This is a genomic window from Micromonospora sp. LZ34 (genome assembly GCF_052981855.1).
The window spans coordinates 35250-61437 of the sequence record NZ_JBRIQN010000035.1; the positions used below are offsets into that span (position 1 = coordinate 35250).

24 protein-coding genes are annotated in these 26188 nt (G+C 76.2%); 11 read left to right on the top strand and 13 right to left on the bottom strand.

All coding sequences use genetic code 11. The annotated features are described in order from the left end of the window. Positions 1–46: 46 nt before the first annotated feature. The 3 genes from cobS to ACVCAH_RS28100 form a co-directional block, all read right to left on the bottom strand. Positions 47–820: an adenosylcobinamide-GDP ribazoletransferase gene (gene cobS, locus ACVCAH_RS28090; RefSeq protein ID WP_447139232.1), complete on the bottom strand. Its 774-nt coding sequence runs from the start codon at positions 818–820 to the stop codon at positions 47–49. Further along, entirely contained in the window at positions 810–2696 is a 1887-nt protein-coding gene (gene cobU, locus ACVCAH_RS28095) for a bifunctional adenosylcobinamide kinase/adenosylcobinamide-phosphate guanylyltransferase (protein WP_447139233.1), read from the bottom strand. Before cobU ends, cobS begins: the two co-directional genes overlap by 11 nt. Before the next feature lie 107 nt (positions 2697–2803). Next, a complete protein-coding gene (locus tag ACVCAH_RS28100) occupies positions 2804–4915 on the bottom strand; it encodes a protein kinase domain-containing protein (RefSeq protein WP_447139234.1) in 2112 nt (703 codons plus the stop codon). A gap of 144 nt (positions 4916–5059) precedes the next feature. Between ACVCAH_RS28100 and ACVCAH_RS28105 the strand changes: the two genes are divergently transcribed. Next, the gene (locus ACVCAH_RS28105) at positions 5060–5260 is read left to right on the top strand and encodes a hypothetical protein (protein WP_447139235.1); all 201 of its coding nucleotides are present in this window, start codon (positions 5060–5062) and stop codon (positions 5258–5260) included. Then, positions 5260–6051 (top strand): site-2 protease family protein, encoded by a 792-nt coding sequence (locus ACVCAH_RS28110; RefSeq protein ID WP_447139236.1) that lies wholly within the window; start codon positions 5260–5262, stop codon positions 6049–6051. Before ACVCAH_RS28105 ends, ACVCAH_RS28110 begins: the two co-directional genes overlap by 1 nt. A 97-nt stretch (positions 6052–6148) precedes the next feature. Here ACVCAH_RS28110 and ACVCAH_RS28115 read toward each other — a convergent pair whose 3' ends face one another. Further along, entirely contained in the window at positions 6149–7147 is a 999-nt protein-coding gene (locus ACVCAH_RS28115; protein WP_447139237.1) for an aldo/keto reductase family protein, read from the bottom strand. A 27-nt stretch (positions 7148–7174) separates the two neighbouring features. Beyond that, positions 7175–7831: a TetR/AcrR family transcriptional regulator gene (locus ACVCAH_RS28120; RefSeq protein ID WP_447139238.1), complete on the bottom strand. Its 657-nt coding sequence runs from the start codon at positions 7829–7831 to the stop codon at positions 7175–7177. A 90-nt stretch (positions 7832–7921) separates the two neighbouring features. On the opposite strand from ACVCAH_RS28120, the gene ACVCAH_RS28125 reads away from it, so the two are divergent. After that, complete coding sequence (locus ACVCAH_RS28125) at positions 7922–8401, top strand: quercetin 2,3-dioxygenase (protein WP_447139239.1); 480 nt, start codon at positions 7922–7924, stop codon at positions 8399–8401. A 172-nt stretch (positions 8402–8573) separates the two neighbouring features. Here the strand turns inward: ACVCAH_RS28125 and ACVCAH_RS28130 are convergent, their stop codons facing one another. Beyond that, positions 8574–13394, bottom strand: a complete 4821-nt coding sequence (locus ACVCAH_RS28130; RefSeq protein ID WP_447139240.1) for a WG repeat-containing protein — start codon at positions 13392–13394, stop codon at positions 8574–8576. Continuing rightward, positions 13391–13585: a hypothetical protein gene (locus ACVCAH_RS28135; protein WP_447139241.1), complete on the bottom strand. Its 195-nt coding sequence runs from the start codon at positions 13583–13585 to the stop codon at positions 13391–13393. Before ACVCAH_RS28135 ends, ACVCAH_RS28130 begins: the two co-directional genes overlap by 4 nt. Before the next feature lie 99 nt (positions 13586–13684). Between ACVCAH_RS28135 and ACVCAH_RS28140 the strand changes: the two genes are divergently transcribed. The 3 genes from ACVCAH_RS28140 to ACVCAH_RS28150 are packed head-to-tail and all read left to right on the top strand — an operon-like array spanning position 13685 to position 16402. Continuing rightward, positions 13685–14536, top strand: a complete 852-nt coding sequence (locus ACVCAH_RS28140) for an ABC transporter permease (RefSeq protein WP_447139242.1) — start codon at positions 13685–13687, stop codon at positions 14534–14536. A 1-nt stretch (position 14537) separates the two neighbouring features. Continuing rightward, positions 14538–15395 (top strand): ABC transporter permease, encoded by an 858-nt coding sequence (locus ACVCAH_RS28145; RefSeq protein ID WP_447139264.1) that lies wholly within the window; start codon positions 14538–14540, stop codon positions 15393–15395. Continuing rightward, positions 15392–16402, top strand: coding sequence for an ABC transporter ATP-binding protein (locus ACVCAH_RS28150; protein ID WP_447139243.1), 1011 nt, complete (start codon positions 15392–15394; stop codon positions 16400–16402). Before ACVCAH_RS28145 ends, ACVCAH_RS28150 begins: the two co-directional genes overlap by 4 nt. Here ACVCAH_RS28150 and ACVCAH_RS28155 read toward each other — a convergent pair. Beyond that, positions 16348–16908, bottom strand: coding sequence for a helix-turn-helix domain-containing protein (locus tag ACVCAH_RS28155; RefSeq protein WP_447139244.1), 561 nt, complete (start codon positions 16906–16908; stop codon positions 16348–16350). The genes ACVCAH_RS28150 and ACVCAH_RS28155 overlap by 55 nt on opposite strands. Before the next feature lie 66 nt (positions 16909–16974). Between ACVCAH_RS28155 and ACVCAH_RS28160 the strand changes: the two genes are divergently transcribed. Next, a complete protein-coding gene (locus ACVCAH_RS28160; RefSeq protein WP_447139245.1) occupies positions 16975–17907 on the top strand; it encodes an AzlC family ABC transporter permease in 933 nt (310 codons plus the stop codon). After that, the gene (locus ACVCAH_RS28165) at positions 17901–18209 is read left to right on the top strand and encodes an AzlD domain-containing protein (protein ID WP_447139246.1); all 309 of its coding nucleotides are present in this window, start codon (positions 17901–17903) and stop codon (positions 18207–18209) included. The genes ACVCAH_RS28160 and ACVCAH_RS28165 overlap by 7 nt, the downstream gene beginning before the upstream one ends. A 69-nt stretch (positions 18210–18278) precedes the next feature. Here the strand turns inward: ACVCAH_RS28165 and ACVCAH_RS28170 are convergent, their stop codons facing one another. From ACVCAH_RS28170 to nadA, 3 genes are all read right to left on the bottom strand, one after another. Beyond that, positions 18279–18878: a DUF3043 domain-containing protein gene (locus ACVCAH_RS28170; protein ID WP_447139247.1), complete on the bottom strand. Its 600-nt coding sequence runs from the start codon at positions 18876–18878 to the stop codon at positions 18279–18281. Between the two features lie 73 nt (positions 18879–18951). After that, positions 18952–20307, bottom strand: a complete 1356-nt coding sequence (gene murA / locus ACVCAH_RS28175; protein ID WP_447139265.1) for a UDP-N-acetylglucosamine 1-carboxyvinyltransferase — start codon at positions 20305–20307, stop codon at positions 18952–18954. A 206-nt stretch (positions 20308–20513) separates the two neighbouring features. After that, positions 20514–21713: a quinolinate synthase NadA gene (gene nadA / locus ACVCAH_RS28180; RefSeq protein WP_447139248.1), complete on the bottom strand. Its 1200-nt coding sequence runs from the start codon at positions 21711–21713 to the stop codon at positions 20514–20516. A 68-nt stretch (positions 21714–21781) separates the two neighbouring features. On the opposite strand from nadA, the gene ACVCAH_RS28185 reads away from it, so the two are divergent. The 3 genes from ACVCAH_RS28185 (at position 21782) to ACVCAH_RS28195 (ending at position 24652) form a co-directional block, all read left to right on the top strand. Beyond that, positions 21782–22921 (top strand): glycerate kinase family protein, encoded by a 1140-nt coding sequence (locus tag ACVCAH_RS28185; RefSeq protein ID WP_447139266.1) that lies wholly within the window; start codon positions 21782–21784, stop codon positions 22919–22921. A 165-nt stretch (positions 22922–23086) separates the two neighbouring features. Beyond that, positions 23087–23455, top strand: coding sequence for an iron-sulfur cluster insertion protein ErpA (erpA, locus tag ACVCAH_RS28190; RefSeq protein ID WP_111134233.1), 369 nt, complete (start codon positions 23087–23089; stop codon positions 23453–23455). A 219-nt stretch (positions 23456–23674) separates the two neighbouring features. Then, positions 23675–24652 (top strand): carbohydrate kinase family protein, encoded by a 978-nt coding sequence (locus ACVCAH_RS28195; protein ID WP_447139249.1) that lies wholly within the window; start codon positions 23675–23677, stop codon positions 24650–24652. Positions 24653–24746: 94 nt separating this feature from the next. Here the strand turns inward: ACVCAH_RS28195 and ACVCAH_RS28200 are convergent, their stop codons facing one another. Beyond that, positions 24747–24980 carry a sulfurtransferase TusA family protein gene (locus ACVCAH_RS28200; protein ID WP_447139250.1) on the bottom strand — a complete coding sequence of 78 codons (234 nt, stop codon included), beginning with the start codon at positions 24978–24980 and terminating at the stop codon, positions 24747–24749. Then, positions 24977–26128 (bottom strand): cysteine desulfurase family protein, encoded by a 1152-nt coding sequence (locus ACVCAH_RS28205; protein WP_447139251.1) that lies wholly within the window; start codon positions 26126–26128, stop codon positions 24977–24979. The genes ACVCAH_RS28200 and ACVCAH_RS28205 overlap by 4 nt, the downstream gene beginning before the upstream one ends. Positions 26129–26188: the final 60 nt, after the last annotated feature.

A 26188-nucleotide genomic window follows, 5' to 3' on the forward strand; every position in this document is an offset into this window, starting at 1 on the left:
CGCCCTGCTGTCGTGGGAAGACGCTACCCGGCGCGGCGCGCCGGACTCAGCCGGACAGCACGAGTCCCAGGTAGACCAGCGTGGTGACCAGTTCCACGGTCGCGCCGAGCACGTCGCCGGTGACGCCGCCGAGCCGGCGTACCACGTGCCGCAGCAGCGCCACCGCCACGGCCAGGGCGGCGGCGACGGCGACCGGCCCCTGCCACGGGCGGCCCGGCACCGCGGCGACCGCCAGCAGCGCGACGGCGGCCGTCCCGACCACCAGCGCGACCGGCCCGACGGTGCCGGCGACCAGCGCGCCGAGCCCCTCCGGCCGGGCCGCCGGCACGCCCCGCCGGCAGGCCACAGCGACCCCGAGCCGGCCGGCCGCGGTCGCCGCCACCACCGCCGCGAGCGCCGCCGGCCACGACCGGCCGGCCAGCTCCGCGAGGGCCGCCGTCTGCACCAGGAGTACGACCACCAGCGCGACCACCCCGAACGGGCCCACGTCCGGTTTCTTCATGATCTCCAGCCCGGCCGCCCCGCGCCGGTACGACCCCAGCGCGTCCACGGTGTCGGCCAGCCCGTCCAGATGCAGTCCGCGGGTGAGCAGCGCGCCCGCGCCGACCGTCACCCCGGCGGCGACCAGCGGCGGCGCGACCGCGGCCAGGAGCAGCAGCACCCCGGCGAGGAGCGCGCCGAGCAGCACGCCCACCGCCGGGGCCAGCGCCATCGCCGTGCCCGCCACCGCCCGGTCGATCCGGCCGGCGCGCACCGGCAGCGTGCTGAAGGTGGTCAGCGCCAGCCGCGCCCCGTCGGCGAGCCGCCGGTCAGCCGGCACGCCGGCCGGACGGGTCCACCGGCTGGCCGTCCGGTTCGGTGGTGGTCGGCCCGGGCCCGGCCGGCTCCGGCTCGACGAACTCGCGCTGCTCTTCCTCCTCGTCCTCCGGCTCCGGCTCCTCGTGGTCGGAGCCGCCGCCGAGCGAGGGGCGGGCGGGCAGGGCGGCGGCCAGCGACAGCACCGAGCGCAGCAGCGGCAGCACGGCCAGCGCGTTCGCCCCCTCGCCGAGGTCGAGCCGCACGTCCAGCAGCGGGGTCAGGCCCAGCACGTCGGCGGCGAGCCGGGCCGCCGGGTCGCCGCCGTGGTCGGCCAGCAGGCACCAGTGTCGCGCCTGCCCGGCCAGGTCCCGGCTCACCATGCCGGCGGCCAGGCCGACCGGCCCGTCGAGCATCACCGGCAGCCGGCGGGCCGTCGCGCCGAGCAGCACACCGGTGGCGATCGCGACGTCCCCGCCGCCCAGTTCGGCCAGCACGTCCTTGGCCCCCCGCGGCGAGCGGCGGGTGCGGTGCAGCGCGTCGCGGACCGCCGCGCACCGCTTCATCCAGGCCGCGTCGTCGATCTCGCCCGCCTCGGTCACCACCCGGCCCAGCACGGCGGGCGGCTCGGCGCCGGCGGTCGCCGCGAGCACCGCCGCCGCGGCGGCCTCGGTGCCGGCGCCGCACGCCGCCAGCACCAGCAGCCGTACGCCGGCGTCGGCGGCCTCCTCGGCGAGCCGCCAGCCCTCGCGCAGGGCCGACTCGACCTGCTCGCCGGTGAGCGCCGGCTCGGCCTCCATTGGCCCCGCCGCCGGCGCCTCCACCACCTGCAGGCTCGCGCCGCACTCGGCCGCCAGCCGGGCCAGCGGGCCCTCGCCGGCGCGGGCCTGACGGGCCCGGCGGGCCGACTCACCGGCCACCGTGCCGGCGGCCGCCCCGCCGGCGTGGTCGCCGCGCAGCAGCAGCACCCGCACCGAGCCCCAGGCGGTCGGCGTCGGGGTGCCCTGGGTGGCGGCCGCGAACCCGACCACCCGCTCCAGCACGCCCAGCCCGGCGCCGGGCACGTCCAGGGTGGCCAGCCGCTCGATCGCCTGCGGGCCGGCGTACTCGTCGGGCATGGGCAGTTCCATGCCGGGCTGGATGACCAGGCCGGTGGCGACCATCGGCAGCGCCATGGTGGGCGCGGCCCACGGCGTGGCCGGCTCGGCGGGCGGGGTGGCCGGTGGCACCGGGGTCAACACCTCCGGCCGGGTGACCGGTTCGGGGGCGACGACCGCGCCGTTGACCGCCGGGGCTGCCGGCTCGGCCGGGGCGGGCCCGGCCTGGGCCGGCACGGTCGCCGCGCGCGCCGGCCCGGCCGGCTTGAGCCAGGCCGGCTGGCCGGCGACCACCAGCACGACCGCGTCGCAGGCGTCGGCGACCGCCCGGTTGGCCGCCCCGAGCGCGTCGGTGAACGCCCGGCCGAGCGGGGTGGTCGGCACCAGGGAGAGCCCGACCTCGGGGCTGACCAGCACCAGCCGCGCCGCGCAGGACCGCACCGCGGCGGCCAGTTCGGCGATGGTGGCGGTGTCGTCGGCCGGCTGGTGGGCCGGGTCCAGCAGCACGGTCACCCAGCCGCCGAGGTCGTCGACGAGCAGCGTCTCGTTCGGCTGGGCGGCGGCGATCACGTCGGCCAGCCGGCGCGGGTCGGCCGCGGTCTCCTCGGTGCGCCAGGTTTCCGGACGCCGGGAGCGGTGTGCGGCCAGCCGGGCGGCCCACTCGGCGTCGTCCGCGGGCGCGTCGGCGGCGGTGGCCACGTAGCGGACCGTGGGCGCGTCGGCGACCAGGGACTCGGCGAACTCCGACTTGCCGGACCGGATGCCCCCGAGCACCAGGACCGTGTTCCACCCGTCAACGGACATGCCCGTACCTTAAGGCCGCCCGGCGTCCGCCCGCCGGCCGGCCCGCGTGCCCGCTCCCGGCACCCGGTGGCCTGCTCCGCCCGGCCGGCGGACCGGCCCGCCGACGGTCAGTCGCAGTGCTCGAACCCGCTGCCGTAGCTGGCGCCGCCGGTGGACCCGCCCCACTTCACGCACACCCCGGCGGCCTTGGCCCTCACCGGCCCGGCGTAGTAGTCGAACGAGCCGCTGTCGGTGCTGCGCGCGCGGCCCTGCACCTCCAGGTACGCCGAGACCGGCGTCTTCGTGCCGACGGCGGTCTCCTTCATGGTCACCACGCAGTTGTAGCCCGTGCCGGCGTGGTAGAGCAGGTACACCCGTCCCTTGCGGGTGCCCGAGACGGTCAGCGACGCCGAGTCGATCACCTGGTAGCCGCTGCCGCACGCCTGCGCCGGCGTGTACGGGTTGGGCTTTTCCGGCCGGCTGGTGGTCGGCGTGGGGCTCGGCCGGCTGGTGGTGCCGCCGATCGGCGCCGGCCCGCCCGGCGCGGGGGCGGTCGACCGGCCGGCCGCGCCGGACGGCGGCGCCGCCGTGGCCGACGGGGTGCCGCCCGGCGTCGGCCCGGTCCGCAGCCGGCCGTTGCCGTCGGTGGCCGCCGGTGCGGGCGCGCCGGAGACCGGGACGCCCGACTCGCCGGTGAGCGCCGCCGGGGTGTCCCCGGCGCCGGGATCGTCGCCGGCGAACAGCGTCGTCGCCGCCACCACGCCGACCAGGAGCAGCAGCACGGTGGCCGCCGCGCCGACCAGCGCCATCCGGCGCCGGCCCGGCCGCGGCCGGACCGCGTCCTCCCGGGTCGGCGGTAGCCCCCAGGCGTCGGTGCCGGTCTGACCCGGCGCGGGTGCCGGCCGGCCGGCGTTCGCCGGTGCCCGGCCGGGCGCAAAGCCACCGGGCGCGAAGCCACCGGACGGTGGGCCGCTCGGCGGCGACACCGGGGCGGGAGAGGACCCGGGGGGCGAGACCGGCGCGGCGGCCGGCCCGGAGGGCGAAACCGGCGCGGCGGCCGGTCCGGAGGGCGGGAGCGGCGCGGCGGCCGGCCCGAACGGCCACACCGGCGCGATGGCCGGCGGCGGGACCGGCCCGGGCGGCGCAATCGGCGCAGCGGCGCTTCCCGTGGGCGGGCCGGCGGGCGGCGGCGGCCCTGCCGGCGCCGGCAGGGCCGACGGCTCGCCGATGCCGGACGTACCCCGGAACGAGCCCGAGCGGTCCGAGGCCGGCGGCGGCGTCGGGGCGGCCGCGCCCGAGGCGGACGGACCGGCACCGGAGACCGGCTCGGCGGCCGGGGGCGGCGCGGCGGCGGGGGTGGGCCCGGCCATCGCCCACGGCGGGCGGGCCGAGACCGGGATGCTCGCCAGCGTCGCGTCCCGGGTCTCGGCGGCGGCCTCGGCGAGCGCCGCCGCGCTCGGGTACCGGTCGCCCGGACGCTTCGCCATCGCCCGCTCCACCAGCGCGACCACCGCCGGCGGGGTGCCCGCCGGCAGCGGGGCCGGCTCGTCGTGCTGGTGCCGCAGGGCCACCTGCAACGGGTTCTCACCCTCGAAGGGCGGACGCCCGGCGAGGCAGAAGTAGGCCACGGCGCCGAGGGCGTAGACGTCGGTCACCGGCGAGACCGGCTGGCCGGTGGCCTGCTCGGGGGACATGTACGAGGCGGTGCCGAGCATCGTGTGGGCGGCGGTGATCCCGGCCGTGCTGCCCGAGCGGGCGATGCCGAAGTCGACCAGCACCACCCGGCCGTCGGGCTTCACCAGCAGGTTGCCCGGCTTGACGTCGCGGTGCACGATGCCGGCCAGGTGGGCGGCGTGCAGCGCCTCGGCGGCCTGTGCCACCACCGACATGGTCGAGGCCGCGTCGAGCCGGCCGGCCTGCCGGATCCAGCCGCCCAGCGGCTCCCCGTCGACGTACTCCATCACCAGGTAGTCGACCTCGCTGCCGTCGGCGAGCGTCGACCGGCCGACGTCGTGCACCGCCACCACGCCGGGGTGCCGCAGGGCCGCCAGCATCCGTGCCTCGGCCCGGAACCGGGTGGTGAACTCCGGATCGGCGGTCAGCCCCGGCAGCAGCACCTTCACCGCCACCTCGCGTTCGAGCAGCAGGTCCGTGCACCGCCAGACCGCACCCATGCCGCCGGTCGCCACCCGTTCGCCCAGCCGGTACCGCTGGCTGAGCACCACCCCTTGAGTCAGCACCGGGCCACGGTACCGGCCGGCTCCGTCCGCATCGATCAAGCCCCGGCCCGGTCCAGGAGGCGAGCGCCCGACCGTCGCGCGCCCGGCCGACTACGCTGGCGAGGGTTCGTCCCACGGGACATCAGCGGCGAGGGGAGACGCGGCATGGCGTGGAGCTGGCGGTACGAGGGCACGAACGGCGAGTCGGTCGAGGGGCCGGCGGAGTCGTTCGGCAGTCAGGCGGATGCCGAATCCTGGATCGGCCAGACCTGGCGCGAGCTCGCGGCGTCCGGCGTCACCTCGGTCGCGCTCGTCGAGGACGACCGGGTGGAGTACCGGATGAGCCTGCTGCCCACGGCGGAGTGATGGCTGGCGACCGTCCGGGGCCGCTGGTGCTCGGCATGCCCCGGGCGGCGTTCCGGCCCAGCCCGGTCTTCCTCGCCCTCGTGGCGCTCTTCGTCACCAGCGGGGTGCTGACCTGGCAGGGGTTCGGCAACGTCCGGTTCGACGTCTTCCTCTTCGTCGTCTCCGGCTGGCTGGTCTCGCTCTGCCTGCACGAGTACGCCCACGCGGTGGTCGCGTACCGGGCCGGTGACCGGGGGGTCGCACACCGCGGCTACCTCACCCTGAACCCGCTGAAGTACAGCCACCCGCTGCTGTCCATCGCGCTGCCGGTGCTGGTGGTGCTGCTCGGCGGGATCGGCCTGCCCGGTGGGGCGGTCTGGGTGGACCGGCACCATATCCCTGGACGGCTGCGGCACACCCTGGTCAGCCTCGCCGGCCCGGCCACCAACGTGCTGTTCACCCTGGTGCTGGTGGCGGTGCTGCGGCTGGGCGCCGGTGGCGGCGGGCCGGTGGAGTTCTGGGCGGCCGTGGCGCTGCTGGCCTTCCTCCAGCTCACCGCGAGCGTGCTCAACCTGCTCCCGGTGCCCGGCCTGGACGGCGGCAACATGATCCAGCCCTGGCTGAACCCGCAGTGGCGCCGGATGTACGACCTGTTCGCCCCGTACGGCTTCATCCTGCTGTTCGCGCTGCTGTGGAACCCGCGGATCGGCGGCTGGTTCTTCGACCTGGTCTTCGCCGTCGGTGACCTGCTCGGCCTGCCGCCCTGGCTCTACGCCACCGGGCTGGACCTGATCCGCTTCTGGCGGGGCTGACCGGCCCGCTGCCAGCCGCCGGCCGTCCCGGTTCGCGGGCGAGCCGGCACCGGTCGCCCGGCCCGGCCGGCTGGGGAGCCGGCCGGGCCGGAACGCGTCACGGCCGCTGCGCGGGGCTCTCGGTCCGGGCCGGGTCGCGCTCGGTGATCGGCTCGACGATCTCGTCGATCGCCTTGAGCAGGTCCGCGTCCAGCTTCACGCCGGCCGCCTTGACGTTGTCGTGCACCTGCTCGGGACGGGACGCCCCGATGATCGCCGAGGAGACGTTCGGGTTCTGCAGCACCCAGGCGATGGCGAGCTGGGCCATGCTCAGCCCGGCCTGCTCGGCCAGCGGCTTGAGCCGCTGCACCCGGGTGAGCACGTCGTCGGTCAGCCACTTGGCGATGAACCCGGCGCCGGACTTTTCGTCGGTGGCGCGGGAACCGGCCGGCGGCGGCTGGCCGGGCAGGTACTTGCCGGAGAGCACGCCCTGCGCCATCGGCGACCAGACGATCTGCCCGACGCCCAGTTCCTCGCTGGTCGGGACCACCTCGGACTCGATGACCCGCCAGAGCATCGAGTACTGCGGCTGGTTGGAGATCAGCGGGATGCGCAGCTCGCGGGCGAGCTGGTGGGCCTCGCGGATCTGCGACGCCTTCCACTCGGAGACGCCGATGTAGAGCGCCTTGCCGGAGTGCACGACGTCGGCGAAGGCCTCCATCGTCTCCTCCAGCGGGGTGCTGTAGTCGTACCGGTGGGCCTGGTAGAGGTCCACGTAGTCGGTGCGCAGCCGGCGCAGCGAGCCGTTGATCGACTCCATGATGTGCTTGCGGGACAGGCTCCGGTCGTTGCGGCCCGGCCCGGTGGGCCAGTACACCTTGGTGAAGATCTCCAGGCCCTCACGCCGTTCGTTCTCCAGCGCCCGGCCGAGCACGTCCTCGGCCCGGGTGCCGGCGTAGACGTCGGCCGTGTCGAACGTGGTGATGCCGGCGTCCAGGGCGGCCCGGACGCAGGCGAACGCCGCGTCCTCCTCGACCTGCGAGCCGTGGGTGATCCAGTTGCCGTACGAGATCTCGCTGACCATCAGGCCGGAACGGCCCAGGTGTCGGAATTCCATGTCTCCGACCCTAGTCCCGGGCGGCGGTCAGGCCGGCAGCAGGACGTCCCGCATCCGCGCGGCGAGCCACCGCCGGAAGGAGTCCTCGGTCCAGCCGCAGCGCAGCACCAGGGCCGCGTAGTGCGCCGGGTCGTTGAAGAACCACAGCTCGTCGACGGCCCGCTCGATGTCGGCGCCCTGGCGCAGCGGGCCGAAGGTGCGCGCCTGCTCGACCACCATCCGCGCCCCGGCCCGCCGGTTGCGCAGCAGCGTCTCCCACACCTCGGCCACCTCGGGGGTCTCGTCGGCCGCGCGGCGGACGGTCTCGAAGACCCGGGCGGCACGCCCACCGATGAGGGTGCACACCCCGGCGTAGCCGTCGAGCACCTCGCGCTGGCCACGCGCGTCCCAGACCGGCCGGAACCAGGGTCGCTGCGCCACCGGCACCGGCTCGTCGTCGCCGGCCAGCGCCTGGTCGAGCACCTGGCGCAGCAGGGCCGCCTTGGAGCCGAAGGCGGCGAACACCGTGGGGCGGGCCACGCCGGCGGCGGCGGCCACGTCGGCCAGGGAGGTCGCCGCGTAACCGCGGGCGACGAAGAGCTCGGTGGCGGCGGCGACCACCGCCTGGCGGGTGCGCCGCGCGCTCTCCTCCCGGACCCGGGACCGGTACGGCCGGGTCGGCTTTCCGTCCTTGACGTCATCCATGACGACGCGATACTAACAATGTATTCATTAGACGCTGGCTATCCAATATTCCGTCGTCTGGTCAAGACGACGCCAACCGGAGGAGGCGGCATGTCCGTCGGCCCGTACCTGCGCCGCCCTGACGAGGGGGAGGCGTACTGGTTCCTCGGCAACCTGGTCACGATCAAGGCCGCGGGTGCGCAGACCCGGGACCGGCTGACCGTGGCCGAATTCGTCAACCCGCCGGGCTTCGCCCCGCCGCTGCACCGGCACCAGGTGGAGGACGAGATGTTCTACGTCCTCTCCGGGACCGCGCGGTTCCACTGCGCCGACCAGACCTTCCTCGCCGGCCCGGGCGACTTCGTGCTGCTGCCGGTCGGCCTGGCGCACACCTTCACGGTCGGGCCGGACGAGCCGCTGCGGGCCCTCCAGCTCACCACCCCGGGCGGGTTCGAGCGGTTCGCCGCGGAGGCGGGTCTGCCCGCGGCCGAGCGGCGGCTGCCGGATCCGCTGCCGATCGATCCGGCGGCTCTCGGGCACGCCGCCGCGCGCAACGGCATCGAGCTGCTGGGTCCCCCGCCGACCGCGTGACCCGCGCCGGCAGGTGTGGACGACAGACCGACGGCTCGCGCGGCACCGCCCCGGTGGCCGGCGCCGGCCCGGGCCGGGCCTGGGCCGGCACGGTCGCCGCGTCCGGCGGGGCCGGTCAGCCGATCGGATGCGTGCACCGGGTCCGGGCGGTGGGGCGGCCCGGCTGCTCCGGTCAGAGCACCGGGTTGGTGTCGGTGAGCAGTCGCTCGATCTCCGCGACCACCTCGCCGCGGTCGCGGTGCACCGGGTCGATCAGCGGCTGACCGCGCCGGTCCAGCGCGCCCCAGCGTCCGGCGCCGGTGGCCACCAGGAACGCGACCGGGTGGATGACCACCGCCGGGTGGGCCGGCGGCACGATCACCCGCCCGGTCCGGTCGACCACGCCGCGGCGGCCCGCCACGTCCACCACGGCCAGCCCCTCGTCGGTGAAGTCGTCCACCTGGCGGCCGTCGGACAGCGTCGTGGCGAATCCGTGGTAGCGGGTCGGCAGGACGATCTGGCCGTTCCGGTCCACCGCGCCCCAGCCGTCCCGGCGCACCGCCGCCACTCCGCGCCGGAACGGGCGTACGTCGGCGAAGCCGGGCGGGATCGCCACGTCGCCGTTGGGACGGATGGCGAGCCAACCGGCGCTCCTGTCGCGCACCACCCAGGCCAGGCCGTCGGAGAAGGAGCGGACCGCGAGATACGACGGTTCGATCACCGTCGTGCCGGTGAGGGCGATCAGTGACCAGCGGTCCGTCTCCGGCCGGCGCACCCAGGCGAGTCCCTCACGGAACGGCTGCGCCTCGACGTACCGGGCCGGGATCACCAGGTCGCCCTCCTGGTCGGCGTACCCCCAGAGCAAGCCGTCGCGGGCCGGAACCGGGGGCCGGACGCGGTCCAGCAGGTCGTCCCGGCTGCGGGGGTGCGGCCCGAAGCCGTGCTCGGCGGCCCGGTCGGCGACCGCGTCCAGCGAGGTCCGGATCCGGGCCAGCAGCTCGGCGTCCGCGGCGCCGCGCAGGTCCAGCGCGAGCTCGAAGTGCTGGCACGCCTCCAGCAACCGGCCCTGGTCGTAGGCGGACCGGCCGGCGTGTTCGTGCAGGGCCGCGCGCAGCCGGTCGGGCAGCTCGGCCGAGTTCGCCTCGGCGAAGAGCCGGTCCGCCTCCGCGTGGTCACCCCGCCAGCGCAGCACGTGCGCCAGCCGGGCCTGCGCCAGCGCGATCCGTCGCAGCTCGCCGGTGGCCTCCGCGTACGTCAGGGCGAGCCGGCCGTCGGCGAGCGCGTCGTCCAGCTCGCTGAGGATCCGCGACACCACCGCGCGCAGGCTGAGCAGCCGCGCCCGGGACCGGTTGTCGACGGTCGTGCCCAGCTTCTCGGTGAGACCCCGCCGGATGGCCCGCAGCTCGTCCGGATCCTCCGCCACCTCGCGCAGCGTGGCCGGGTCGAGCCGCCAGCGGTAGCTGGCCAGCACCTGCTCGGGGTCACCCTGCGGGCCGGGCGTCTGCTCGGCGACCGGGTCCGGCCCGCCGGCCGGGGACCCGGGCGGCGCGGAGACGGGAGCGGCGGGTGCCGCCGAGACCGGTGCCGAGGGCGGGGCCGACACGGGTGCCTCGGGCGCCTCGCGTGCCTCGGGTGCCGAGGCGACGGGCACGGCGGGCGGTGCCGAGACGGGTGCGGCCGGCGGCGCGGAGACGGGTGCGGCCGGTGGGCCGGAGACGGGCGTGGCCGGGGGTGCGGAGACGGGTGCGGCCGGTGGGCCGGAGACGGGCGGGGCCGAGATGGGGGCGACGGGTGCCGCAGCGGCGGGTGCCGGGAGCGGTGCGGCGTCCGGTGCGGCCGGTGGGGCGGAGACGGGCGTGGCCGGGGGTGCGGAGAAGGGTGAACCGGGTGGCGCGGAGACGGGTGCGGCCGAGGGCGCGGAGACGGGTGCGATGGGCGGCCCGGACACGGGTGCCGCGGGCGGCGCGGAGACGGGTGCGGCCGGTGGGCCGGACCCGGATGCGGTGGCCAGTGTGGACACCGGCCCGCCGGGCGGCGCGGATACCGGTGCCGTGGCCGGTCCGGCGGGGGGCGCCGGCTCCGGCGGCGCCGGGTCCGCGGGCGCGGAGGCGGGATCGGTGGCGGCGGGCGTCTCGGCGGGTGGCGCCGACACCGGCGGCACCGCGGGCTCCGGGTCGTCCGCGCCCTCGCCGCCGGGCCGTACCGCCGCCGGGGAGACGGGTGCCGCCGGCGGGGCCGGGACCGGTGCGACCGGCAGGTCGCCGGTCGGCCCTTCGTCGGGTAGCGGTGGTTGCCGGTCGGCCGATGGGCCGGGGGTTGCCGCACCCGGGGCCTCGTCCGCTGTCCCGATCGGCTGCGGCACCGCCTCGGGCATCGCCGGGTGGCCGGTCTCCGGCGCGGTGGCCCGCTGCTCGGGGGCGGTCGCCGGCGCCCCGACGGCCGAGGATGCCGACACCGGGTGGCCGGCGGCCGGTGCCGACCGGGGCTCGCCCGGTGGGGGCTCGTCGTCGACGTGCGGCGAGGTGGTCGGGGCCGGATGGTCCGGGGCAGCGGGAACGAGCGCCCCCGGCCCGGCCGAATCCGGCTGCGCCGGTGGCGCGGACACCGGTGGCGCCGCTGCCGGAGCCGGGACAGGTGCGGTCGCGTCGGGGTCGACCGGCGGGGCCGAGACCGGTGTGACCGTGTCGTGGTCTGCGGCTGGCGCGGAGACCGGCGCCGTGGCGTGGTCCGTGGGCGGCGGGAGGACCGGCTCGGTCGACGGGCGGCCGGCGGGGGCGACCGGCGCCCCGGCATCGTCGACGACCGGCGCGGGCGTGACGGACGACGAGTCGGCGCTCTCCGTCGCGACGGTCGGTGCGGTGCCGTCCGCCTCCGATCGAGCGGGCCCGAACCAGGCGTCCGGTCCGCCCCGGGTGTTTCCGCCCGCCGGTGTCGGGGGCCCGGCGGGTGCGGGCGGCTCGCTCGGCGGCGGCGGGACGTAGACCTTCGGCCGGTCCGGGCTGATGGCCAGGGGCGGCGCCGGCTCCGCCACCCGGGAGGACGGCGTGCCGGCGCCCGACGGCGGACGGTCGACCGGCGCGGGGCCACTCCGCCCGGTCGGGTCGGTCGGTGACGCCGGCGGTGCGCTCGCCGGGGCGGCCGCGGCGGTCGACGGCGCGTCCGGGGTCGGCACGAACTCCACCCGCAGTCGGGCGGCGGGCGGCCCGGAGACGGGCGCGTCCGGTGTGGACGAAGGACCGGTGGCCGGCGGTCGGTGCTCGGCGGCGGGCACCTCGGGCCGACCGGTGGTTCCGGGCGCCGCGGGCACCGGGCCCCACGGCGGCGGGGGCGCGGCGGGCCGTCCCTGGGCACCGGGAGCCGGCCGGCCGAATGCGGGCGGCGCGGAGACCGGACGATCCCCACGGCCGGGGCGCTCCGGCGCGGCCGGGTGCGGCGGTGGCACCGGGCGGCCGGAGCTCGGGGGCGGGGTGGCCGGGCGCCCGGTGGCCGGCGAGACGGGTCGGTCGGCGGCTCCGGCCGGTGGACCGAAGGCGGGCGGTGGGGAGACGGGACGCGGTCCGGCGGCCGGCGCGGCCGGTCGCTGGCCGGGGGACGCCGGCGAGACGGGCCGGTCGGCGTAGGGCGCGCGGGGGCCCGTTTCGGCGTGTCCGGGTCGGGCCCGGTCCGGTGGGGCCGGCGAGACCGGACGGTCGCCCGGTGGGGCGGGGGAGACGGGCCGGTCGGTGTAGGGCGTGCGGGTGTCGGGTCGGCCGCGTGCGGGCAGGTCGCGGTCGGCCGGGGCAGGGGAGACCGGCCGGCCGGAAACCGGGAGGTCCCGGGCCGGCGCGCCGGCGGCGGGCATCCTGGGCCGCTCGTCGACCGGCGCAGGGGCGTCCCGGCGGTCGCCGGAGCGGGGCGGGCCGGCGGGTTCCGCCGGCCGGCGGTGCTCCGGGCGCGGATCCGCGCGGTGCTCCGGGCTCCGGTCGTATCCCGGCCGCACGGGACCGGGCGCCGGCCAGGGCAGGATGTCGTCCGGCCGCGACGGCGGGTACTCCCGCGGTTCCCGGCGGGATTCCGGCCGGGCGTCCTCACGGGGGCGCCGGTCCGGGTACGTCTCGGCCCGGGCGGCCGCCTCGCGCGGCTGCCACCGCTCGTCCGGCTCCGGCCGGCGGCGCTCCGCGTCCTCGTACGGCCGCCCGCCGGTCACCCGGTCCGGGCGCTCCCACCGGCCGGCCTGCCCGGCGCGGTCCCCGGGTCCACGGTCCCGGCGCTCGGCGGCGAACCGGTCCGGGTGCTCGGCGGGGAACCGCTCGCGCTGGTCGGCGGGTCGGCGCTCGCCGGCGTACCGGTCGCGCTGTTCGGCCGGGGGTCGCTCGCGCTGGTCGGCGGCGCGGTCCCACTGGTAGCGGGGCCGGCGGGTGCCCTCGGCGGGTCGCTGGTCGTAGCCGTTGGCCGACCGGTCCTGGGCGGCCGGGCGGCGCGCCGGTGGTTCCTCGTCCGGCTCCGGCAGCCAGCCGGGTTCCGGGTGGCCGGCGGGGGAGACGGGCGCGACGCCGGACCGGCCCCGGCCGGGTGGCTCGTGCCGGGGCGCGCGGTCGTCGTAGCGGTCGTGGCCGGGGTCGCGGGGTGCGGTCCGGCGGGGGCCCTCGACGTCGTACGGGGCGCGGTCGCCCCGGCGGCCCGGGTCCGGGCGCTGGCGGTCGTCCGGCCGCCCGGGCTCCCCGCGCCCCGGGCGGTACGGCCCGTCGTCGTACCGCCGGCCGTCGCGGCCGTTGTGCCGGTCCCAGCCGTCCGGTTCGTCCTCCCAGGACCGGCCGATGTACGTCCCGTCCGGGCGGGTCGGTGCGAGTGGGGGCACCTCGGCGCGGCCGACCACCGCCGCCCGGCCACGGGGTGCCGGCGGTGGGGTGTGCTGGACGCCGATGTCGCCCGGGTAGCGCTGGCCGGGAAACTGGGGATGCCACTCCGTGGTCGGCTCGACGACCCAGGACGGCTCCGCCGGGTCGTGCCACCGGTCCGCGTAGCCACGGCTCATCCGGGTGGCCCGTCGCCGGTGCGGGACCGGGTGCGGGGAGCGGACGGAGCGGGCCGGCCGTCCCGGGCGGCGGGTCGCCGGCCGAGCAGGCGTCCGTCCTCGCCGACGCGCGCGATCGTGCCGGGGCGACCGCCGGTCGTCCGCTCGCTCACGGCCGCGTCCCGGTGGCCGGCTCGCGTCCGCTCGCTCACGGCGATGTCACCTCGTCGGAAATTGTCGCGCTGGGCACCCAGCCGGCCGGTAAAGTCGCCCGTTCCGGCACGGCGTGGCTGCGGAAGGAGGGTAGCGGCGTGGGCTCGCTCACCGCCACTGTGGCACCGCCCACCGCCTCAAACGTTATCCTATGGTTTCGGACATTTAGGGCAATAGCCCGATCGGGCTTCCGACGATACTCCACCTACCGGCAGGCGGCCGTGGCCGGCGTCGTCACCAACTGCGTCTTCGGTTTCCTACGCTGCTACGTCCTGCTCGCCGCGGTCGGCGCGGCTGGCACGGTGGCCGGGTACGACCGGGCCCAGCTCGCCACCTTCGTCTGGGTCGGCCAAGGCCTGCTCGCCGTCATCCTCCTCTGGGGATGGACCGAGCTGGCCGACCGGATCCGCACCGGCGAGGTCGCCGCCGACCTGCTCCGCCCGGTGCACCTGGTGACCAGCTACCTCGCCGCCGACCTGGGCCGGGCCGGTTACGCCGCGCTGGCCCGGCTGCTGCCGCCGGTGCTGGTCGGGCCGGTCTTCTTCGCCGTGTACCTGCCGGGTCGGTGGACCACCGGCCCGCTCTTCGTGCTCTCCGTGCTCGTCGCCGTCGTGCTCTGCTTCGGCTGCCGCTACCTGGTCAACGCCACCGCGTACTGGCTGCACGACGTGCGCGGGCCGGTGATCCTCTGGACGCTCGCCTCGGGCGTGCTCTCCGGGCTCTACTTCCCGCTGCGCTTCCTGCCGGAGTGGCTCCAACTGGCGCTCTGGCTCGGCACCCCGTTCCCGAGCCTGCTGCAGACCCCGCTGGACGTGCTGGTCGAGCGGGACCCGACCGGCACCCAGGCCGCGCTGGTCGGTGTGCAGGTGGGCTGGGCGGTGCTGGTGCTGGCGGCCTGCCGGTTGGTGCAGCGCCGGGCCGAACGCCGGCTGGTGGTGCAGGGTGGCTGAGCTGTCCGGCCTCCCGGGCCCGCGCCCGGCCGGCGGGTCGACCGTCGCGCCGCGGGCGGGTGGCGCGCTGGCGGCGTACCGGGCGCTGCTCGGGGCGCAGGCCCGGTCGCAGACCGCCTACCGGACGTCGTTCGTGGTGGACCTGGTCGGCAACGTCGGGTCCACCGTCTTCGACGTGGTCACCGTGCTGGTCGTCTTCGGCGTCACCCGGGAGCTGGGCGGCTTCACGCTGCGCGAGACGATGGTCATCGTCGGCATCTCCACCAGCGCGTTCGCCATCGCGGACCTGCTGGTCGGCAACATTGAGCGGCTGCCCCGCTACGTGCGCACCGGCCTCTTCGACGCCGTGCTGCTCCGCCCGCTGGGCGCCCTGCCGCAACTGCTGCTGATGGACCTGCCGCTGCGCAAGGTGTCCCGGGCGGTGTTCGGGCTCGCCGTGCTGGCCGTGGCGGTCGGCTCGGCGGGGATCCAGTGGACCCCGGCGCGGGCGCTGCTGGTCGTCCTGGCCCCGCTGGCCGCGGTGGTCTTTTTCGGCTCGGTCTTCGTGGCCACCGCCACCGTCTCGTTCTTCTGGGTCGACTCGGGCGAGCTGGCCAACTCGGTCACCTACGGCGGGCGGGACTTCGCCAGCTACCCGATCACCGTCTACGAGGGGTGGTTCCGCGCCCTCTTCGCGTACGGCCTGGGGTTCGCCTTCGTCGGCTACCACCCGGCGCTGGCCCTGCTCGGCCGGGCCGACCCGCTCGGCCTGCCGTCCTGGGTCGGCTGGGCCGCGCCGGGCGTCGCGCTGGTCGCCGCCGGAGCGGCCGCCGCGGCCTGGCGCACCGGCGTCCGTCACTACCGGAGTACGGGATCATGAGCGTCATCGAGACCAGCGGCCTGCGCAAGGAGTTCACCGTGCGGGTCAGAGCCGGCCGGCTGCGTCGCGAGAAGCGGCTGGTCACCGCCGTGGACGGGATCGACCTGCGGGTCGAGCGCGGCGAGCTGCTCGGCTACATCGGACCGAACGGCGCCGGCAAGTCCACCACGCTCAAGATGCTCACCGGGGTGCTGACGCCCTCGGCCGGCGAGGTACGCGTCTGCGGGCTGCGCCCGGTCGCCCAGCGCACCCGGCTCGCGCTGCGCATCGGCGTGGTCTTCGGCCAGCGCTCGCAGCTGTGGTGGGACCTGCCGCTGCGCGACTCCTTCGACCTGCTGCGGCACGTCTACCGGGTGCCGCCCGCCGAGCACGCCGCCCGGCTGCGCCGCTGCCGGCAGCTGCTCGACCTGGACGCGTTCCTGGACACTCCGGTCCGGCAGCTCTCCCTCGGTCAGCGGATGCGCGGCGAGCTGACCGCCGCCCTGCTGCACGGTCCCGAGGTGCTCTTCCTCGACGAGCCCACCATCGGCCTGGACGTGGTCAGCCGGCAGGCGGTGCGGGGGTTCCTCGCCGAGCTGGGCCGTGCCGGGGACACCACGCTGGTGCTGACCACCCACGACCTGGCCGACATCGAACGGCTCTGCCGCCGGCTGGTGGTGATCGACCACGGGCGGGTGGTGCACGACGGGTCGATCGCCGCGCTGCACGAGCGGTACGGCTCCCGCCGGCTGGTGGTGGCCGACCTCGACGCCCCGGTGCCCGAGCCACCGGTGCTGCCCGGCGCGGCGCTGCACCGGGTGGAGAACGACGGGCACCGGCTGGTGTTCGCGCTGGAGTCGGCGCGGGTGGCCGAGGTGGTGGCCGGGCTCGCCGGGCTGGGCACGCTGCGGGACGTCTCGGTCGTCGAGCCGGACATCGAGGACGTGGTGGCCCGGCTCTACCGCCGGGAGCGTCAGGGGTGCTCCATCACCAGCACGGCGAAGGTGCCGGGGGCCAGCGCTTCGTAGCGGTGCGGGGCGTCGCCGGGAAAGGTGGCGTAGTCGCCGGGACCGAGCTCCACCTGGTCGGACTCCGGGCCGACGCGCATCCGCCCGGCCGCGACCACCACGTGTTCGATGCTGCGGGGGGTGTGCGCCTCGGCGGTGCGGACCGCGCCGGGCTCCAGTTCGATGAGGTAGATGTCGCGCCGGGCGTGGGCCGACCCGGCGGTGAGCAGCGTCCCGGCGAAGTCGGCGTGTTCGGAGCGGACCCGCGGGCCCTCGCCGGCCCGGATCACCCGTACGGCCGGGCTCGGCGGCTCGACCAGCCGGCTGAACGGCACGCCCAGCGCCACGCCCAGCGCCCAGAGGGTCTCCACGCTCGGGTTGCCGACCCCCGACTCGAGTTGGGACAGGGTGGACTTGGCGATCCCGGCCCGGCGGGCCAGCTCGGTCAGCGAGATGCCGACCCGCTCGCGTTCGCTGCGTAGGGCGGCGGCGATGGTGGCCAGCGGGGGCGCCTGTTCGGCGGACATGTTCGCTCCGTCGGTCTGTTTGTTCGGTTTGACGACCAGGCTCAGGGTCGTTCATCATGGTGAACCATGCGTACGGTACAACGAACAGCCGACCGCGGGGTACTCCGCGACGTCGCCGCCATCGGGGCGGCGATGATCGCGGTGGGCGCCTCGTTCGGCGCGGTGGCGGTGGCCGCCGGGCTGCCCGGCTGGGCCACCGTCGCGATGTCCGTCGTGGTCTTCGCCGGCGGGGCGCAGTTCATGGCGGTCGGCCTGGTCGCGGCGGGCAGCCCGCTCGCCGCCGTCCTCGCCGGGCTGCTGCTCAACGCCCGGCACCTGCCGTTCGGCCTGACCCTCGGCGACAGCTTCGGCCCCCGGCGGTGGCACCGGCTGCTCGGCAGCCACCTGATGACCGACGAGGCCACCGCGTTCGCGCTGGCCCGGCCCGCCGGGCCGGCGCGCCGCCGGGCGTTCTGGCTGGCCGGAGTGCTCTTCTTCGTGACCTGGAACGTCGGCACCGTGCTCGGCGTGCTGGCCGGCGGCGCGGTCGGCGACCCGGCCGCGCTCGGGCTGGACGCCGCCTTTCCCGCCGGCCTGATCGCGCTGCTGCTGCCCACCCTGCGCGACCGGGACACCCGGCGGATGGCGCTGGCCGGTGCGGCGCTGGCCGTGCTCACCACCCCGCTGCTGCCGGCCGGCCTGCCGGTGCTGCTCGCGCTGGCCGGCCCGGCCCTGCTGGCCGTCCGAGCCGTCCGCGCCGGCCGGGCCGGCACCGGCGACCGGGGAGCCGGGGTGACGCCCGCCCCGGCCCCGGCCACCCGCCGCGTCGGGTGGGGTGGCCCCGGGACCGGTGGACGGGAGGACGGGGGGACCTCCGCCCCGAACCCCGTCACCGGTGCCGTGACCGGCGTCCGGGAGGTCGGGGTGACGCCCGCCCCGATCCCGGACGCCGGGCGCGCGGTCGGGACGGGGACGCCCGGACCCGGTGCGGCCCGGAGGACGGGAGGTACGTCGTGCTGATCGCGGTGATCCTGGCGCTGGCCGCCGGGACGTACGGCTTCCGGGTCGCCGGCGTGCTGCTGCGCGACCGGCTCGACCTGCCGGAGTGGTCCCGCCGGCTGCTGCCGGTCGGCGCCGCGGCCCTGCTGGCCGCGCTCGCGGCCACCGCCGCGCTGACCGAGGCCGGCGCCTTCGCCGGCTGGGCCCGGCCGGCGGGGGTGCTGGCCGGCGTGCTGCTCGCCTGGCGGCGGGCGCCGTTCGTGCTGGTGGTGGTCGCCGCCGCCGGCACCACCGCCCTGCTCCGCCTGCTCGGCGTGCCGTGACCCGGCGGACGGCCGCCGGAACGGAAGCGGCCCCTCACCGCCGCGCGGGAGGGGCCGGATCCGTCGAGGTCAGACCGGGTCGCCGAGGTTGACCTGGGGCTGTGGGGCACGCATCCGGCGGAACGTGATCGAGCGCATGATCGCGTAGAGGTAGAGCGAGCCCATCCGCTGCCCGGTGTTCGGGAAGCGTTCGCGGACCAGCTTCCTGATCTTGCGGCAGATGAGGATCGAGTCGATCACCACGCCGAGGGCCAGCGCACCCCAGAGGATGTTGGACACCAGTCGGACCACCGGGGGCATGGCCGCGTTCGAGCCGATCAGCACGATCAGCGCGCCGCCGAAGAACCAGGTGCCGACCGTACGCCGGGAGTCGACCACGTTGCGGGCCAGCAGCCGCTCCGGGCCGCGGTCGCGCGGGCCGCCCTCGCGCCGGAACTCCGCCGCCGCCTCGGCCCGCAGCTTGCGCCGGTGCTCCCGCTGCTCTTCCTTGGTCATCGGCTTGGTGGGCCCGGCCGGCCGGCGGCCGGCGCCCGGCCGCTTCGGCGTCTCACGTCCCTTCGCCGGGGTGTAGCCCCGGGGACGCGTGGCGGCGGCCTCGTCCTCGGCGGTCACCGGGGTGACCGCCTCGTCGACGAGGTCGGTGGACTTGCGGCGAAACAGCGACGGCACGCGGAAAGGGTAGCCAACCGACGGCGCCCGGTGCACATCGCGGTGCACCGGGCGCGGTCGTGGGTGAGGCAGGTTACGGTCGCTCGACGTGCGCGCCCAGGTCGGCCAGCTTCGCCTCGAAGTCCTCGTAGCCCCGGTTGATCAGGTCGACGCCGTAGACCCGGGAGGTGCCCTCGGCGGCCAGCGCCGCGATCAGGTGGCTGAACCCGGCCCGCAGGTCGGGGATGACCAGGTCGGCGGCGTGCAGCTTGCTCGGCCCCGCGATCACCGCCGAGTGCTTGAAGTTGCGCCGGCCGAAGCGGCACGGGGTGCCGCCCAGGCAGTCCCGGTAGACCTGGATGTTCGCGCCCATCGAGTTCAGCGCCTCGGTGTAGCCGAGCCGCTGCTCGTACACCGTCTCGTGGACGATCGACAGGCCGCGGGCCTGGGTCAGCGCCACCACCAGCGGCTGCTGCCAGTCGGTCATGAAACCGGGGTGCACGTCGGTCTCCAGGGCCACCGACTTCAGCTCCCCGCCCGGGTGCCAGAACCGGATGCCGCCCTCCTGGCCCGGGTCGCCCAGCTTCGGCGGCCGGGCGTCGGTCACCTCGTACTCGCCGCCGACCGACCGGAAGATGTTCAGGAAGGTCATCATGTCGGCCTGCTGCGCGCCGAGCACCTCGACATGGCCGCGGGTGGCCAGCGCCGCGGCCGCCCAGCTCGCCGCCTCGATCCGGTCCGGGATCGGCCGGTGGGTGTAGCCGTGCAGCTTCGGCACGCCCTGGATCTCGATCACCCGGTCGGTGTGCACCTTGATGATCGCGCCCATCTTCTGCAGCACGCAGATCAGGTCGATGATCTCCGGCTCGACCGCGGCGTTGCGCAGCTCGGTGACGCCCTCGGCCATCACGGCGGTCAGCAGCACCTGCTCGGTGGCGCCGACGCTCGGGTACGGCAGGGCGAACTTCGTGCCGTGCAGTCCGTTCGGCGCCGAGAGGTGCAGCCCCTCCGGGGTCTTGTCGACCGTGGCGCCGAACTCCCGCAGCGCCTGGAGGTGGAAGTCGATCGGCCGGGGGCCGATGTGGCAGCCACCCAGGTCGGGGATGAAGGCGTGGCCGAGGCGGTGCAGCAGCGGCCCGCAGAACAGGATCGGGATCCGGCTGGAGCCCGCATGCACGTTGATCTGGTCGGTGCTGGCGCTCTCCACGTTCGCCGGGTCGAAGACCAGCTCGCCGTCCTCGTCGCCATCGGTGACCTTGACCCCGTGCAGGCCGAGCAGGCCGCGGACGACCTCGACGTCACGGATCTTCGGCACGTCGAACAAGCGGCTCGGACTGTCGCCCAGCAGTGCGGCGACCATCGCCTTGGAAACCAGGTTCTTCGCGCCGCGCACGCGGATCCGCCCTTCCAGCGGAGTGCCTCCGTGGACGACCAGGACGTCGTTGGTCAACGCAACCTCCAGCGCGTCGGTGCTGTTGATGGTGGGGCTCACGATGTCATCGCTACCCGGAACGCGGACCGGTCGAAACGAGCCGCGTGCGTCATCGCCCCGGCAGCATAGCCCTCAGTGATGAAAATGGACCCGGTCACATCGCCCCTGAGGGCACTTATCGGTGATCCGGCCCTTTTGCGTACGAGGGTCGCTACCGACAGTGATCACCGGGTGCCGGGCGGCGGGCTGTCCGCGCCGGGCAGGGCGAGCATCTGGTCCAGCGCCACCCGGGCGTGGTGGGCGGTGTCCGCGTCGACGGTGATCTGGTTGACCACCCGACCGGCCACCAGCTCCTCCAGGGCCCAGACCAGGTGCGGCAGGTCGATCCGGTTCATCGTCGAGCAGTAGCAGACCGCGCGGTCGAGGAACATGATCTGCTTGTCCGGGTGGGCCAGCGCGAGCCGGCGGACCAGGTTCAGCTCGGTGCCGACCGCCCAGGCGGAGCCGGCCGGGGCCGCCTCGATGGTCTTGATGATGTATTCCGTCGAGCCGACGTGGTCGGCCGCGGTGACCACCTCGTGCCGGCACTCCGGGTGGACCAGCACGTTGACCCCGGGCACCCGCTCGCGGACGTCGTTGACGCTGTCGAGGGTGAACCGGCCGTGCACCGAGCAGTGCCCGCGCCACAGGATCATCTTCGCGTCGCGCAGCTGCTCCGGGGTGAGCCCGCCGTTCGGCTTGTGCGGGTCGTAGAGCACGCAGTCGTCCAGCGAGAGGCCCATCTCCAGCACCGCGGTGTTGCGGCCCAGGTGCTGGTCGGGCAGGAAGAGCACCTTCGAACCCTGCTCGAACGCCCAGTCCAGGGCCCGCTTGGCGTTGGAGGAGGTGCAGACCACGCCGCCGTTGCGGCCGACGAAGCCCTTGATGTCGGCCGAGGAGTTCATGTACGTCACCGGGACGGTCTGCGCCGCGATGCCCAGTTCGGTGAGCACGTCCCAGGCGGTCTCGACCTGCGACAGCACCGCCATGTCGGCCATCGAGCAGCCGGCGGCGAGGTCGGGCAGGATCACCTTCTGCGCGTCCGAGGTGAGGATGTCGGCGCTCTCGGCCATGAAGTGCACGCCGCAGAAGACGATGTACTCGGCGTCCGGCCGGGCCGCCGCCTCGCGGGCCAGCTTGAACGAGTCGCCGGTTACGTCGGCGAACTGGATCACCTCGTCGCGCTGGTAGTGGTGGCCCAGCACGAACACCTTGCTGCCCAGCTTCGCCTTCGCCGCCGCCGCCCGGGCCACCAGATCCGGGTCGCTGGGCGCCGGCAGGTCACCCGGACACTCGACGCCACGCTCGGTGGCGGGGTCGCTGCCCCGGCCCAGCAGCAGCAGCGCCGTGGCGGTGTTGGAGGGTTCTACCCAGGTCGAAGTCACGTACCCCATGGTCCCACAGCGTGGCCTCGGCGCAGCCTCCGCCGGTGTGGGCTGCCACACTGCTCGACATGCGCGTGCTGCTCTGTCCGGACAAGTTCGCCGGCACGCTGCCGGCCCCGGAGGTCGCCGCGGCGGTGGCCGCCGGCTGGCGCGAGGTGGCCGGGGACGACGACCTGCTGATCAGGCCGCTGGCCGACGGCGGCCCGGGCTTCCTCGACGTGCTCGCCGACGCCCTCGACGGCCGGCGGGTGGCGGTGCCGACGGTCGACCCGCTCGGCCGGCCGACGGCCGGTGAGATCCTGCTCACCGACGGCGGGTCGACCGCCTGGCTGGAGAGCGCCCAGGCGTGCGGGCTGCACCTGCTCGCCGCCGACGAGCGGGACCCGAAGGCCACCACCTCGTACGGGCTGGGGCTGCTGGTCACCGCCGCGGTGGAGGCCGGGGCCCACACGGTGATCATCGGGCTGGGCGGTTCCGGCACCAACGACGCCGGTGCCGGGATGCTCACCGCGCTCGGCGTCACGCCGCTGGACGAGGCCGGCCTGGCCCTGCCGTACGGGGGTGCGGCGCTGGCCGCGGCGGCCATCCTCGACGGCGTACCCCGGCTGCGCGACGCCCGGCTGGTCGCCGCCACCGACGTGGACAACCCGCTGCTCGGGCTGCACGGGGCCAGCAACGTGTTCGGCCCGCAGAAGGGCGCCGACCGGGCCGACGTGCTGCTGCTCGACGCCGCGCTGGGGCGCTTCGCCGCCGTGCTGGAGCGGGACCTGCCCGGCTGCCCGCCGCAACTGAGCGCGCTGCCCGGCGGCGGGGCGGCCGGCGGCCTGGGCGCGGCGATCCTCGCCCTCGGCGGTCGGTGCGAGTCGGGCATCGGCCTGGTCACCCGGGCCACCGGCCTGGACACCGCGCTGGACGGCGTCGACCTGGTGATCACCGGGGAGGGCTCCTTCGACCACCAGTCGCTGCGCGGCAAGGTGGTCGCCGGGGTGGCCGGCGCCGCCCGGGACCGGGGCCTGCCCTGCTTGGTGCTCGCCGGCCAGGTGAGCACCGGCCGCCGGGAGGCCGCCGCGGCCGGGGTGACCGACGCGTACAGCCTGGTGGAGCACTTCGGGGGCGAGGAGCGCGGCGGCCTGGCCGCCGCGCTGAGCCGGCCCGCGGAGGGGCTGCGCGAGCTCGGCGCGCGGCTGGCCCGGCAGTGGAGCCGGTGACCGGGGGTGTGACTCGCGCCGCGCGGGGAAGCCCCGAGGTCACGCCGCCGGGTGGCCCGGCCCGGAGCGGCCTACAATCGAAAATTGGACCACAGTGGGAATCGCTGACCGGCGGGTGACGTTGGTCGGGACGACCACACCGAACGCGCGCAGGGAGAATTCCACGTGACCACGCCAGCGCAGACCGAGTCGACCGAGGCCAAGGCCCCTACTTCCGTCGTCCTCACCGACGTCGCGGCGCAGAAGGTCAAGGCTCTGATCGAGCAGGAGGGCCGCGACGACCTGCGGCTTCGGGTCGCGGTGCAGCCGGGCGGCTGCTCCGGCCTGCGGTACCAGCTCTTCTTCGACGAGCGGTCCCTCGACGGTGACGTCGTGACCGACTACGACGGGGTCGAGGTCGTCGTCGACCGGATGAGCGCCCCCTACCTGGCCGGCGCCACCATCGACTTCGCCGACCGGATCGACGCCCAGGGCTTCACCATCGACAACCCGAACGCGGGCAGCTCCTGCGCCTGCGGCGACTCGTTCAGCTGAGTCGACTCCGACACCGACGGCGGGGCCGTCCCGAAAGGGGCGGCCCCGCCGCCGTGTCGGGGGCCGCCGGCGGCGGGCCGCTGCGGCGATGTGCAACCGTGCGTGGCCGCCCGACGGCGGCCGTCAGCAGGCCGGGCGGGGTGTTCAACCGTGCGGTCGCCCGGACTTGCGGCGGCCGGTAGGCTGACCGGCGCCCTGCTCCCGACCCTGAGGGTTGACATGAAGATCGCGGTGACCGGTTCGATCGCCACCGACCACCTGATGAGCTTCCCCGGCCGCTTCGCCGACCAGCTCATCGCCGACCAGCTGCACAAGGTGTCCCTCTCCTTCCTGGTGGACGACCTGGTGCTGCGCCGGGGTGGGGTGGCGGCCAACATCGCCTTCGGCATGGGGCAGCTCGGCCTGCGCCCGGCGCTGCTCGGCGCGGTCGGCGCGGACTTCGCCGACTACCGCTCCTGGCTCGAGCGGCACAACGTCGACTGCGACTCGGTGCACATCAGCGAAGTGGCGCACACCGCCCGCTTCGTCTGCACCACCGACACCGACATGTGCCAGATCGCCTCCTTCTACGCCGGGGCGATGAGCGAGGCGCGCAACATCGAGCTGGCCCCGGTCGCCGACCGCCTCGGCGGGCTCGACCTGGTCCTGGTCGGCGCCAACGACCCGGAGGCGATGCTGCGGCACTCCGCCGAGTGCCGGGAGCGCGGCTTCGCGTTCGCCGCCGACCCGTCCCAGCAGTTGGCCCGGATGCCGGGCGAGGATGTCATCGCGCTGATCGACGGCGCCGACTACCTGATGACCAACGACTACGAGAAGTCGCTGCTGCAGAGCAAGGCCGGCCTGAGTGACGAGCAGCTGCTCGACCGGGTCAAGATCCGGGTCACCACGCTCGGCAAGCACGGCGTGGAGATTGCGGGCCGGGGCATCGACCCGATCCACGTGCCGATCGCCCGGGAGACCCAGGCGGTCGACCCGACCGGCGTCGGCGACGGCTTCCGCGCCGGCTTCTTCACCGCGCTCTCCTGGGGCCTCGGCCTGGAGCGGGCCGCCCAGGTGGGCTCCCTGCTGGCCACCCTCGTGCTGGAGACCGTCGGCACCCAGGAGTACCAGGTCCGGCGCGACCAGTTCGTCAAGCGGCTCGCCGAGTCGTACGGCGACGTCGCCGCCGAAGAGGTCCGCCCCCACCTGCTGCCCTGATCCGCCGCACCGGATCGTCCGCCGCCCCGCGGGAGCCCGCCGGGGCGGCGGACGACCGGTCGGCGACGAGTGACCGCCGCGGGCGGCGGGTCGCTCAGTGCTGGCGGCGGACGTCGTAGCCGGGGCCGTCGGGGCCGGTGACCTTGCCGAGGAACTCCTGGCCGCGCATCCGGCACCAGGCCGGAATGTCCACCGCCGCGGCCGGGTCGTCGGCGAGCACCCGCACCACGGTGCCGACCGGCAGCTCGGGCAGCCGGCGGGCGACCGCGATCACCGGCAGCGGGCAGCGCTGCCCGCGACAGTCCAGGACCTCCCGGGGCGCCGTCACAGCCCCACCACCCCCGCCTCGGCCCGCAGGTCGGCGACGATCCCGGGCAGTTCGGTGAGGAACCGCTCCACGTCCGCCTCGGTCGTCTCCTGGTGCAGCGAGACCCGGACGTTGCCGTGCGAGAGCACGCCCATCGCCTCCAGCACGTGTGAGGGGCGCAGCGTCGACGAGGTGCACGACGAGCCGGACGAGACGGCGAACCCGCGCCGGTCCAGCGCGTGCAGCAGCGCCTCGCCGTCCACGTACAGGCAGGAGAAGGTGACCAGGTGCGGGAGTCGGTGGTCGGGATCACCGACCACCTCCACGTCCGGCACCTCCGCGGCCACCCGGGCCCGGATCCGGTCCACCAGCGGCGCCAGCCGGGCCGCCTCGGCCGCCGCGTCGGCCGCCGCCGCGCGCAGGCTCGCCGCGGTGGCCACCACCGCCGGCAGGTTCAGCGTGCCGGGCGTACGGCCAGACTCCCGCTCGTCCGCCGGCCAGGGGGACTCCCAGCGGGTGCCCTTGCGCACCACCAGCAGCCCCACCCCGGGCGGGCCGCCCCACTTGTGCGCGCTCGCGGTGAGCACCGACCAGCCGCCCGGCACCGGCACCCGGCCCACCACCTGCGCCGCGTCGACGTAGAGCGGCACCCCGGCGTCCGCGCAGGTGGCGGCCGCCTCGGCGACCGGCTGGCGGGTGCCCACCTCGTGGCTGGCGGCGATCAGCGCGGCCAGCGCCACCCCGGGTGCCCGGACCGCCGCCTCCCAGGCGGTGAGGTCGAGCCGGCCGAGCCGGTCCACCGGCACCCCGAGCGCCGTGCCGCCGCCGGCGGTGTGCCGTTCGGCCGCGTGCAGCACGGCCGAGTGCTCGATCTCCGAGTGCACCAGGATCGGGCCGACCCGGCGCCGCCCGGCCAGGCCGCCGAGCACGGCCGCGTGCGCCGCGGTCGTACCGCTGGCGGTGAAGGAGAGCTCGTCGGGGCGTACGCCCAGGGTCTCGGCGGTCGCGGCCCGCGCCGCGTCGAGGAGGTGGCGGGCCCGGCGGGCCTGCGTGTAGAGCCGGCCCGGGTCGGCCCAGCCGTCCTCGAGGGCGGCCAGCAGCGCCTGCCGGGCGACCGGGTGCAGCGGCGCGGCGGTCGCCGCGTCCAGGTAGACCGGGGATGCGCTCACGGCTGTCCACGCTATCGCGCCGCGATGCGCAAGATCCCCCCGATGGGGGCGGACAGTGAC

Bases quoted from the DNA above. Each gene is read 5' to 3' on its own strand.
- cobU (WP_447139233.1), bottom strand. From the start codon at position 2,696: ATGTCCGTTGACGGGTGGAACACGGTCCTGGTGCTCGGGGGCATCCGG.
- ACVCAH_RS28105 (WP_447139235.1), top strand. From the start codon at position 5,060: ATGGCGTGGAGCTGGCGGTACGAGGGCACGAACGGCGAGTCGGTCGAG.
- ACVCAH_RS28110 (WP_447139236.1), top strand. From the start codon at position 5,260: ATGGCTGGCGACCGTCCGGGGCCGCTGGTGCTCGGCATGCCCCGGGCG.
- ACVCAH_RS28115 (WP_447139237.1), bottom strand. From the start codon at position 7,147: ATGGAATTCCGACACCTGGGCCGTTCCGGCCTGATGGTCAGCGAGATC.
- ACVCAH_RS28120 (WP_447139238.1), bottom strand. From the start codon at position 7,831: ATGGATGACGTCAAGGACGGAAAGCCGACCCGGCCGTACCGGTCCCGG.
- ACVCAH_RS28125 (WP_447139239.1), top strand. From the start codon at position 7,922: ATGTCCGTCGGCCCGTACCTGCGCCGCCCTGACGAGGGGGAGGCGTAC.
- ACVCAH_RS28130 (WP_447139240.1), bottom strand. From the start codon at position 13,394: ATGAGCCGTGGCTACGCGGACCGGTGGCACGACCCGGCGGAGCCGTCC.
- ACVCAH_RS28150 (WP_447139243.1), top strand. From the start codon at position 15,392: ATGAGCGTCATCGAGACCAGCGGCCTGCGCAAGGAGTTCACCGTGCGG.
- ACVCAH_RS28155 (WP_447139244.1), bottom strand. From the start codon at position 16,908: ATGTCCGCCGAACAGGCGCCCCCGCTGGCCACCATCGCCGCCGCCCTA.
- ACVCAH_RS28160 (WP_447139245.1), top strand. From the start codon at position 16,975: ATGCGTACGGTACAACGAACAGCCGACCGCGGGGTACTCCGCGACGTC.
- ACVCAH_RS28185 (WP_447139266.1), top strand. From the start codon at position 21,782: ATGCGCGTGCTGCTCTGTCCGGACAAGTTCGCCGGCACGCTGCCGGCC.
- ACVCAH_RS28195 (WP_447139249.1), top strand. From the start codon at position 23,675: ATGAAGATCGCGGTGACCGGTTCGATCGCCACCGACCACCTGATGAGC.